Origin of the sequence: Sphingobium tyrosinilyticum, assembly GCF_042654265.1 — a bacterium.
GTDB classification, from domain to species: Bacteria; Pseudomonadota; Alphaproteobacteria; order Sphingomonadales; family Sphingomonadaceae; genus Sphingobium; species Sphingobium tyrosinilyticum.
The window spans coordinates 446,016-456,407 of the sequence record NZ_JBHSFZ010000064.1; the positions used below are offsets into that span (position 1 = coordinate 446,016).

Annotated in this window: 9 protein-coding genes; all 9 read right to left on the bottom strand. The window is 61.5% G+C overall.

The features are described from left to right. Nucleotides 1-7: 7 nt before the first annotated feature. Nucleotides 8-706, bottom strand: a complete 699-nt coding sequence (locus ACFO3E_RS19650) for a biotin--[acetyl-CoA-carboxylase] ligase (protein ID WP_225870602.1) — start codon at nucleotides 704-706, stop codon at nucleotides 8-10. 5 nt (nucleotides 707-711) lie between these two features. Beyond that, nucleotides 712-2,148 carry an NADH-quinone oxidoreductase subunit NuoN gene (gene nuoN, locus ACFO3E_RS19655; protein ID WP_066527784.1) on the bottom strand — a complete coding sequence of 479 codons (1,437 nt, stop codon included), beginning with the start codon at nucleotides 2,146-2,148 and terminating at the stop codon, nucleotides 712-714. Then, nucleotides 2,148-3,704 (bottom strand): NADH-quinone oxidoreductase subunit M, encoded by a 1,557-nt coding sequence (locus ACFO3E_RS19660; protein ID WP_066527782.1) that lies wholly within the window; start codon nucleotides 3,702-3,704, stop codon nucleotides 2,148-2,150. The genes nuoN and ACFO3E_RS19660 overlap by 1 nt, the downstream gene beginning before the upstream one ends. After that, nucleotides 3,704-5,749: an NADH-quinone oxidoreductase subunit L gene (gene nuoL / locus ACFO3E_RS19665; RefSeq protein ID WP_066527779.1), complete on the bottom strand. Its 2,046-nt coding sequence runs from the start codon at nucleotides 5,747-5,749 to the stop codon at nucleotides 3,704-3,706. Before nuoL ends, ACFO3E_RS19660 begins: the two co-directional genes overlap by 1 nt. 7 nt (nucleotides 5,750-5,756) lie before the next feature. After that, nucleotides 5,757-6,062, bottom strand: coding sequence for an NADH-quinone oxidoreductase subunit NuoK (gene nuoK, locus ACFO3E_RS19670; RefSeq protein WP_037463269.1), 306 nt, complete (start codon nucleotides 6,060-6,062; stop codon nucleotides 5,757-5,759). Then, on the bottom strand, nucleotides 6,059-6,670 hold the full coding sequence (locus tag ACFO3E_RS19675; RefSeq protein WP_066527777.1) for an NADH-quinone oxidoreductase subunit J: 612 nt from the start codon (nucleotides 6,668-6,670) through the stop codon (nucleotides 6,059-6,061). Before ACFO3E_RS19675 ends, nuoK begins: the two co-directional genes overlap by 4 nt. 187 nt (nucleotides 6,671-6,857) lie before the next feature. After that, nucleotides 6,858-7,343: an NADH-quinone oxidoreductase subunit NuoI gene (gene nuoI, locus ACFO3E_RS19680; protein WP_004211738.1), complete on the bottom strand. Its 486-nt coding sequence runs from the start codon at nucleotides 7,341-7,343 to the stop codon at nucleotides 6,858-6,860. Further along, the gene (nuoH, locus tag ACFO3E_RS19685) at nucleotides 7,340-8,389 is read right to left on the bottom strand and encodes an NADH-quinone oxidoreductase subunit NuoH (RefSeq protein WP_066527769.1); all 1,050 of its coding nucleotides are present in this window, start codon (nucleotides 8,387-8,389) and stop codon (nucleotides 7,340-7,342) included. The genes nuoI and nuoH overlap by 4 nt, the downstream gene beginning before the upstream one ends. Next, the gene (gene nuoG, locus ACFO3E_RS19690; RefSeq protein ID WP_066527767.1) at nucleotides 8,386-10,392 is read right to left on the bottom strand and encodes an NADH-quinone oxidoreductase subunit NuoG; all 2,007 of its coding nucleotides are present in this window, start codon (nucleotides 10,390-10,392) and stop codon (nucleotides 8,386-8,388) included. The genes nuoH and nuoG overlap by 4 nt, the downstream gene beginning before the upstream one ends.

Consider the following 10,392-nt stretch of genomic DNA (forward strand, 5'->3'; position numbering starts at 1 on the left):
CCGGATATCAGATGAGAAGGATGTCGCCCGCATGAATGGCACGCGCGTCGCCATTCGCCAAGCGCAGGATCAACATCCCTTGCTGGTCGAGCGTATCAAAGGAGCCCTCGACCACTTCGCCATCAGGCTGGACGACCCGCATAGCCGTGCCTTTGGGATGGGCATTTAGCAGCCAGTGCGCGCGCACCGGGTCCAGCCCCTGAGCCCGCCAGACCGCCAACCAATGCGCGAACAGCTCGACAAGCCGCTCGATCAGTACGCTCGCGTCCGTATCGCCAACAGATTGCGCCGCTAAACTCGTCACCGGCCGGTCTAGCCCCGTCGGATGGCCCGTCACGTTGATGCCGATGCCCACGACCACGGCGTCCCCGGCCCGCTCCAGCAGGATACCGGCAATTTTTGCGCCATCCACCAGGACATCATTGGGCCATTTGATCCGCGCCTGCCCCGCACAGAGCGGCGCGACTAACGCATGCACCGCATTGGCCGCAACCAGAGCGAGCATATGTGGCGGAGGATCGCCCGGCCGCAGCCGCACCAGCGTCGAGCAATAAAGATTGCCTTCGGGACTTTCCCAGGAGCGACCCATGCGCCCCCGACCGCCGCTTTGCCGTCCGGCTCTCAGCCAAGTACCTTCGGCCAAGCCTTGCTCCGCTAACACCAGCATGTCGGCATTGGTGGAGCCGGTCTCCTCGACGAAGCGGATGTCGCTCAGAAAAGCGACGCCGCAGCCGCCGCGCTCGCCTTGTCGAGCATCGGGTTCAGCAAATAACCGACAACGATCACCACCGCGCAGGTGGTCAGGATCACATTCTCGACTGCTCCGCCCCGCGCCTCATAGGCCGCGGCGGGCTCATCGAAATACATCGTCTTGATGATCTTCAGATAATAAAAGGCGCCGATCACCGAAGCTGCAATGCCGAACGCGGCAAGCGCCGTTAGCCCCGCGGCAACCGCCGCGTCGAATACCAGAAACTTCGCCCAGAAACCGAACAGCGGCGGGATACCGGCCATGGAGAACATGAAGATCGCCAGCGCCGCAGCGAGACCTTTACGCGACTGCGACAGTCCAGCGAGGCTCGCAATGCTTTCGACCGGCCGTCCTTCCGCATCCCGCATCTGCAGGATGCAGGCGAAGGCGCCAATCGTCATCACCACATAGATCGCCATGTAGCTCATCGTCGCCGCCACACCAGCAGGCGTCGCCGCAGCCAGGCCGATCAGCGCAAAGCCGACATTGTTTATCGACGAATAAGCCATCAGGCGCTTGATGTTGGTTTGCCCGATCGCCGCAACAGCGCCGAAGATGATCGAGGCGAGCGCGACGAAAATCACGATCTGCTGCCAATCAAGTCCCGCCGGACCCAGCGCCTCGATCGCGACCCGCACGGTCAGCGCCATCGCCGCAACCTTGGGCGCGCTGCCGAAGAAGGTCGTAACCGGCGTCGGCGCGCCTTCATAGACATCGGGCGTCCACATGTGGAACGGCACCGCGCTCATCTTGAAAGCAAGGCCCGCCAATAGGAACACCAGCCCAAACAGTTCGCCTTTGCCGACGCCATTACCCAGCGCGACCGCAATGCCGTCAAAGGTCGTGCCGCCAGTAAAGCCGTAAAGGAGCGCTGTGCCATAAAGCAGGATACCGCTCGCCAGCGAACCCAAAACGAAATATTTGAGGCCCGCTTCGGACGACCGCTCGTCCTGCTGCATGAAGCTTGCCAGCACATAGGCGGCGAGGCTCTGCATCTCCAGCCCGACATAAAGCGTCAGCAGATCGCCTGCCGACACCATCATGCCCATACCGATGCTGCTGAACAGGATCAGCACCGGATATTCCGGTCGCAGCGCTCCCCCCACGAGGAAATAGCGCGGAGCGAGCAGGATTGCGGCCGCAGCGGCCGCGTAAATTATCGTCTTTGCAAAAACGGAAAAGGCGTCCGCCCTAACCAGGCCATCAAAAGCGAGCGGACCATGGGCCATCGACGTCGATAGGGTCAGCCCGGCTACAGCCAGTGTCAAAACGGAAAGCCAGTTCACGACCCGCGCCGTGCCATCACCACCATAGGCCGCGATCAGCATCAGCACCAGACCGCCAGCGGTCAGGACCAGTTCCGGCAGAACGGCCAGAAGGGAAGCGGAATCAATCATCAGTGCGCCTCCCCATGCGCGGGAACTTCTTCATGGTGATGCGCCTCGGCCGCCGGGATGGCAGGCCCCATCTTGATCTTGGAATCCCCCACCGGAGCGGCGGAGGCAATGCGAGCTTCGAGCGCGCGGATGTCTGAGCGCATGGGAGCCAGGAAGCTCTCAGGATAAATGCCCATCCACAGCACGGCCGCCGCTATCGGCGCGAGCAGCCACATTTCCCGCATCGACAGGTCTGGCATGGCGGCAGCGTCCGCATTCTTCTGCTCGCCATAGGCGATGCGGCGATAGAGATACAGCATATAGGCCGCGCCCAGGATGATGCCCGTGGTGCAGACCAGCGCTACCCAGCTCGACGCCTGGTAAATGCCCATCAGCGCCAGAAATTCACCGACGAAGTTGCTGGTGCCCGGCAGGCCGACCGAAGCCATGGTGAACAGCAGGAACAGCACCGCATATTTGGGCATGTTGATGCTGAGGCCACCATAGCGTGAAATCTCACGCGTATGCAGCCGATCGTAGATGATGCCAACGCAGAGGAAGAGCGCGCCCGATACCAGGCCATGGCCCAGCATCACCATCATCGCGCCCTCGATGCCCGCCTGGTTGAAAGCGAATAGCCCGACTGTCACGATCGCCATATGCGCGACCGACGAATAGGCAATCAACTTCTTCATGTCAGTCTGCACGAGCGCGACAAGGCTGGTATAAACCACCGCGACCATCGACAGGCCCCAGATCAGCCAGGCGAGTTGCGCCGAAGCTTCCGGGAACATCGGCAAAGAGAAGCGGATGAAACCATATCCGCCCATCTTCAGCAACACACCCGCCAGAATGACCGAACCGGCGGTCGGGGCCTGCACGTGCGCGTCAGGCAGCCAAGTGTGGACCGGCCACATCGGCATCTTCACCGCGAAGCTCGCGAAGAAGGCGAGGAACAGCCAGACCTGGACATGTGGATCGAAATTATACGCCATCAGCGTCGGGATGTCGGTGGTGCCTGCTTCATGCACCATCCACATCATCGCGATCAGCATCAGCACCGATCCGAGCAGCGTGTACAGGAAGAATTTGTACGAAGCGTAGATACGGTCCGCACCACCCCAGATGCCGATGATGAGGTACATCGGGATCAGGCCCGCCTCGAACATCACATAGAAGAGGTAGAGATCCTGCGCCGTGAAGACGCCGATCATCAGCACCTCCATGAACAGGAAGGCCGCCATATATTCGCCGACGCGCTTCTCGATCGCCTGCCAGCTCGCGCCGATGCAGATCGGCATCAGGAACACGGTCAGCATGATCAGCACCAGCGCGATGCCGTCGATCCCCAGCGCCCAGGCAAAGCGGCCGAAGATCGGCGCATATTCCTGGAACTGCCACTGTGCGGCCGTGCCCGACTGGTCGAAATTCGCCCAAAGCAGCACGCCGAGCGCCATATCCACCAGCGTCGCCAGCAGAGCGATCCAGCGCGCCTGATTGGCACCTGCATAGAGACAGGCGATGGCCCCCGCCATCGGCACTGCCATCATCAGGGAAAGGATGGGGAAGCCGTCCATTATCGTGTCATCGCCCAGGTTGCGGCCGCGGCGAGGCCGATCAGCATCACCAGCGCGTATGTGTAGAGATAGCCGGATTGAAGCCGGCGGGTGACTTTGTTGCCCTGCACGACTAGCGCGGCAAGGCCGTTGGGCCCGAAGCGGTCGATGAAGCCGACGTCCCCAAACTTCCAGAAGAAGCGCCCGATGGCAAAGGCGGGCTTGACGAACAGGAAGTGGTAAATCTCGTCGAAATACCATTTGTTGAGCAGGAACTGGTACAGCACGCCGAACTCGGCGACGAAACGTCGCGGCCAATCGGTGTTCTTGATGTAGCTCAGCCACGCAATGACGAGGCCAATCAGCATCACCATGAACGGCGCGAACTTGACCCAAGTCGGCACTTCATGCGCCGCATGCATCAGGTGGCTGTCGAACGACAGAGCCCCCTTCCAAAACTCGACCCCGCCCTCGGCCCCGATGAACTGGTCATGGAAGATGAAGCCAGCGAATACCGCGCCCAGGCTCAGCACCACCAGCGGGATTAGCATTACCCAGGGGCTCTCATGCGGATGATAGCCGCCGGTGCCGGTCGCGACATGGCCATGATCGTCATGAGCCCCATGACCATCATGCTCGGTCTCTTCCTCGGGCGATTCATGATGGCCATGGATCGCGTGCTGGATATGCTCCGAAGCGGCCCAGCGCGGCTTGCCGAAGAAGGTCAGGAAGACGAGCCGCCAGCTGTAGAAGCTGGTGAGCAGCGCCGCGAACACGCCCACAAGAAACGCGCCCACGCCCGCTCCACCCGAAGCATAGGCCGCTTCGAGAATGCCGTCCTTGGAATAGAAGCCCGCAAAACCGATCCCCGCGAGCGGCAGGCCAACACCAGTGATCGCCAGCGTGCCCAGCGTCATCGTCCAGAAGGTGATCGGGATCTCCTTCCGCAACGCGCCATAGTAACGCATGTCCTGTTCATGGTGCATCGCATGGATCACCGAACCTGCGCCGAGGAACAGCAGCGCCTTGAAGAAGGCATGGGTGAAGAGGTGGAACATCGCAGCGCCATAGGCGCCGACGCCTGCCGCAAAGAACATGTAGCCGAGCTGCGAGCAGGTCGAATAGGCGATAACGCGCTTTATATCGTTCTGCACCGTGCCCACGGTCGCCGCGAACAAGCACGTCGCGGCACCGATGAAGGTGACGAAGCCCAATGCTGTCGGCGAGGTCTCGAACATCGGCGACAGGCGGCACACCATGAACACGCCAGCGGTCACCATCGTCGCCGCATGGATCAGCGCCGACACCGGGGTCGGGCCTTCCATCGCGTCCGGCAACCAAGTGTGCAGACCAAGCTGCGCCGACTTGCCCATCGCGCCGATGAACAGCAGCAGGCAGAGTACGGTCATCGTGTCGAAACGGTGGCCAAGGAAGCCGATTGTCGAACCCGCCATCGAAGGCGCGGCGGCCAGGATTTCGGGGATCGAGATGGTGTTGAACACCAGATAGGTGCCGAAAATACCGAGCATGAAGCCAAGGTCGCCGACGCGGTTGACGACGAACGCCTTGATCGCGGCAGCGTTTGCGCTCGGCTTCCGGAACCAGAAGCCGATCAGCAGATAGGACGCCAGACCCACGCCTTCCCAACCGAAGAACATCTGCAGCAGATTGTTCGCCGTCACGAGCATCAGCATAGCGAAGGTGAAGAGTGAAAGGTAAGCGAAGAAGCGCGGCTGATCCGGCTCCTCCTCCATATAACCCCACGAATACAGGTGAACGAGGCTCGACACGCTTGTGATGACCACCAGCATGACCGCCGTCATCGCATCGACGCGCAGCGCCCATTGGGCGTCAAAGCTGCCCGACTGAATCCAGGTGAAGGCCGGAGCGACATAAGGCTCGGCATGGCCGGTCAGGAAGGCAATGAAGATCGGCCAGCTAAGCGCGCAGGAAATGAACAGCGCGCCCGTGGTCAGTATCTTCGCCGGCAGCTTGCCCAACGCTTTGTTGCCAAGACCGGCGATGACAGCCGCGATGAGCGGGAGAAGGACGATAAGCTGGATCATGTCAGGCTTAGCCCTTCATCCGGTTGACATCATCGACGGCAATCGTGCCGCGACCACGGAAATAGATGACGAGGATGGCGAGGCCGATGGCCGCCTCACCCGCCGCGACGGTCAGCACGAACATCGAGAAGACCTGCCCCACCAGATCGCCCAGGAAGGCGCTGAAGGCGACAAGGTTGATGTTGACGCTAAGCAAGATCAGCTCGATCGCCATCAGGATGATGATGACATTCTTGCGGTTGATGAAGATGCCCAGCACGCCCATCACGAACAGGATCGCGCTCACCACCAGATAATGCTGAAGGCCGATCACAGCTCCACCCCCTGCCCCGCGGGCTGATTGACGTTGCGCACGGCGTCCTGGGGACGACGGCGGTTCTGGCGGGAGATATTCTGGCCCCGCACGCCGCCACGCGCCCGATGCGTCAGCACGATGGCGCCGATCATAGCGACCAGCAGGACGATGCCCGCCGCTTCGAACAGGAAGATATAGCGTGTGTAAAGCAGCCCGCCGATCGCCTGTATATTGCTCAGTTCCGGATTAGCCGGCGCCGCTCTCTGCGCAAGTTCGATCGGACCCGCGCTCCAGATCCCGACGCCCAGCACAATTTCGGCCAGCAGCAACAGCGCGATCAGCATGCCGAACGGCAGATAATCGACGAAACCAGCGCGCAACTCGGCGAAGTCGATGTCGAGCATCATGACGACGAACAGGAACAGCACGGCGACCGCGCCGACATAGACGATGATGAGCAGCATCGCGATGAACTCGGCGCCCAGCAGGACCATTAGCCCCGCCGCGCTGAAGAACGCCATGATCAGCCACAGCACCGAATGAACCGGGTTGCGCGACAGGATCGTCAGCGCGCCGCTGCACACCACCAAGGTGGCGAACAGGTAAAAGGCGAAGACGTGAATCATTGGATTTCCATTGCCCCTTGACGCCCTGCCCCGTTCGTCCTGAGTAGCCGCTGAGCTTGTCGAAGCGGTGTATCGAAGGAGCTACGCGAAGCCTTCGATACAGGCCCTCGACAAGCTTTGAAGCGAGTCACGTGCCTCGCTTCAACCTTACTCAGGCCGAACGGCTGATTGAGATTTTGCATGCCCATTACCGATAGGGTGCATCGGCGGCAAGGTTCGCGGCGATTGCGCGCTCCCACTTGTCACCATTTTCAAGGAGCTTGGCCTTGTCGTAGATCAGCTCCTCACGGGTTTCGGTGGCGAACTCGAAGTTCGGCCCTTCGACAATCGCATCTACGGGACAAGCTTCCTGACAGAAGCCGCAATAGATGCACTTGGTCATGTCGATGTCGTAGCGCGTCGTGCGGCGGCTACCATCGTCGCGCGGTTGCGCTTCGATAGTGATCGCCTGCGCTGGACAAATTGCCTCGCATAGCTTGCAAGCGATGCAGCGTTCTTCCCCATTGGGATAGCGGCGCAGCGCATGCTCACCCCGGAACCGCGGCGAAATCGGGTTCTTCTCATAGGGGTAGTTGATCGTCGCCTTGGGCTTGAAGAAATATTTCAAGGTCAGCCAATGCGCCTTCACAAACTCCCACAGGGTGAAGCTCTTGACGTAGTAACCGAGGCTCATTGTGCGCCTCCATAGCGCGTCAGCATGAGGAAGCCCGAAACCAGGAAGACGAACAGCAGCGAGGTCGGCAGGAAGATCTTCCAGCCCAGCCGCATCAGCTGGTCATAGCGGTAGCGAGGTACCGTCGCCTTCACCCAGGAGAAGACGAAGAAGAAGAACAGTATTTTGGCGAACAGCCAGATTATGCCCGGCACCCAATAGAGCGGCGCCCAGTCGATCGGCGGCAGATAGCCGCCCCAGAACAGGATCGCGTTCAGCGCGCACATCAGCAGCACATTGGCATATTCGCCGAGCCAGTAGAGCGCGAAGGCCATGGACGAATATTCGGTCTGATAGCCCGCGACCAGTTCGGACTCCGCTTCGGTCAAGTCGAAGGGCGCGCGCGCCGTTTCCGCCATGGCCGAGATCAGGAACATGATCGCCATCGGGAAGAGCAGCGGGTTGAAGCCGTTGCCGTTCAGAAAGCCATAATAGCCCCTCTGGCTTTCGACGATCGCGGTCAGGTTGAAGCTGCCCGCCCAGAGAACGACGCAGATCAGGATGAAGCCGATCGAGACTTCATAGCTGATCATCTGCGCGCTGGCGCGGATCGCCGAATAGAAGGGATATTTGGAGTTGGACGCCCAGCCCGCCAGTACGATTCCGTAAACACCCAGCGAAGATATGGCGAGGATGTAGAGCAGGCCGACATTGATATTAGCCAGCACCGCGCCCGCCTGGAACGGAATGACAGCCCAGGCAAGCAGCGCCACCGTGAAGGTGATGATCGGCGCGATGATGAACAGCGCCTTGTTTGCGGCCGACGGAATGATGGTTTCCTGCAGGAACACCTTGGCGCCGTCAGCAAAAGACTGAAGCAGGCCGAACGGGCCGACCACGTTGGGCCCCCGGCGCAGCGCCATCGCCGCCCAGATCTTACGGTCGGCATAGATGATCATGGCGACGGCCAGCATCAGCGGCAGGGCGATCACCAGGATGCCGATGATCGTCGATAGCAGCCATGCGCCTTCGAAGGGCATGCCGAATGATTGGAAGAAAGCGGTCACTCTGCGGCCTCCGCGAAGCTCTCACCGTGGATCAGCTCGGCCGAACATTGCTGCATCGTCGGGCTGGCGCGGCAGATGGCGTTGGTCAGGTAAAAATCCTTGATCGGCGAACCGAACTCGCCGCTCGCGCCGGTGGGAAGCGACGGCACGGACCAGCCATAATCGGCTAGGCCTTCGACGCCCAGAGCCGGAACCGCCTTCGCCATCTCGGCGCGGAGCTGTTCGAAGCTGTCGAACGGCAGGGTTGCTCCCAGCACTTCGGATAGCGCGCGCAGGATCGACCAATCCTCGCGGGCATCGCCCGGCGCGAACACGGCCCTTTCGCCGCGCTGCACCCGGCCTTCCAGATTGACATAGGTGCCCGCCTTCTCAGCATAGCTCGCACCCGGCAGGATCACGTCCGCCGCATGCGCACCCTTGTCGCCATGGTGGCCGACATAGACCTTGAAGCTGTCCTCGAACGCCGCATAATCGACTTCGTCCGCGCCCAGCGAGACGAGCAGCTTCGGCTTGGCCGCCGCCACCGCCTTGATGCCGCCCTGGGTCGCATAGCCTAGCATCAGGCCGCCCATGCGCGCCGCCGCGAAGTGCAGGACGTTATAGCCGTTCCAGCCATCCTTGATCAGGCCCAGCGTCTCGACCAGCGCCAGCGTGTCGCCATGCGCGCAGTCCTTTGCCAGAACGCCACCGCCGACGATTATCGCCGGACGGGCCGCTTTGCCGAACGCCTCAACCACAGCGTCAGGCAACTTCGCCAGTAGCGACGCATCATTGCCGAGCCATTCGACCTTGTAGGTGAGATCGACCTGCGGGCCGAGGGCAAAGACCTTCGCGCCCTTCTTGATCGCCTTGCGGATGCGGGTGTTCACCAGCGGCGCTTCCCAGCGCAGGTTGGTGCCGACCAGCAGGATCACGTCCGCCGTCTCGATGCCGTTGAGCGTGGTGTTGAAGTTCACCGCCGACAGGCTCGACACATCATAGGCCAGGCCCGTCTGACGCCCTTCGAGCATCGTGCCGCCCAGCTTCTCGACCAGCGCCTTGCCTGCGAACATCGTCTCGCAGTCGAGCAGGTCGCCCGCGAGCGCCGCGACCGACCCGCCATGCTGAATGGCGGCAACGGCCTTGAACGCCTCTTCCCAGGTCGCCGGAACCAGCTTGCCGTCCTTGCGGACATAGGGCTTGTCGAGCCGCTTGCGCACCAGACCATCGACATTGTGCCGGGTCTTGTCCGACGCCCATTCCTCGTTCACATCGTCATTGATGCGGGGCACGGCGCGCAGCACCTGACGGCCCCGGCTGTCGAGCCGGATGTTGGTGCCGACCGCATCCATGACGTCGATCGCGGGCGTCTTGCGCAGCTCCCACGGGCGCGCCTCGAACGCATAGGGCTTCGACGTCAGCGCGCCGACGGGGCACAGGTCGACCACATTGCCCGACAGCTCGCTTTTCGCGGCATGTTCGAGATAGGTGGTGATCTGCATATTTTCGCCGCGATAGATGGCGCCGATTTCCGGCACGCCCGCGACTTCCTCGGCAAAGCGCACGCAACGGGTGCACTGGATGCAGCGGGTCATGACCGTCTTGACGATCGGACCCATATATTTCTCGGTGACGGCGCGCTTATTTTCCTCAAAGCGGCTGCCCCCCCGGCCATAGGCCACCGACTGGTCCTGCAGGTCACATTCGCCACCCTGGTCGCAGATCGGGCAGTCGAGCGGGTGGTTGATGAGCAGGAACTCCATCACCCCTTCGCGCGCCTTCTTGACCATCTCGCTGTCGGTGCGGATGTCCTGACCTTCGGCGGCCGGCAGAGCGCAAGACGCCTGCGGCTTGGGCGGCCCGGGCTTCACGTCGACCAGGCACATACGGCAATTGCCGGCGATGGAAAGGCGCTCATGATAGCAGAAGCGCGGAATTTCCTTCCCCGCCAGCTCGCAAGCCTGCAGGACCGTCGCGCCCGCCGGGACTTCGAGTTCTACGCCGTCGACTTTGACTTTAGGCAT

Bases quoted from the DNA above. Each gene is read 5' to 3' on its own strand.
- nuoN (WP_066527784.1), bottom strand. From the start codon at position 2,148: ATGATTGATTCCGCTTCCCTTCTGGCCGTTCTGCCGGAACTGGTCCTG.
- ACFO3E_RS19660 (WP_066527782.1), bottom strand. From the start codon at position 3,704: ATGGACGGCTTCCCCATCCTTTCCCTGATGATGGCAGTGCCGATGGCG.
- nuoL (WP_066527779.1), bottom strand. From the start codon at position 5,749: ATGATCCAGCTTATCGTCCTTCTCCCGCTCATCGCGGCTGTCATCGCC.
- ACFO3E_RS19675 (WP_066527777.1), bottom strand. From the start codon at position 6,670: ATGATTCACGTCTTCGCCTTTTACCTGTTCGCCACCTTGGTGGTGTGC.
- nuoI (WP_004211738.1), bottom strand. From the start codon at position 7,343: ATGAGCCTCGGTTACTACGTCAAGAGCTTCACCCTGTGGGAGTTTGTG.
- nuoG (WP_066527767.1), bottom strand. From the start codon at position 10,392: ATGCCTAAAGTCAAAGTCGACGGCGTAGAACTCGAAGTCCCGGCGGGC.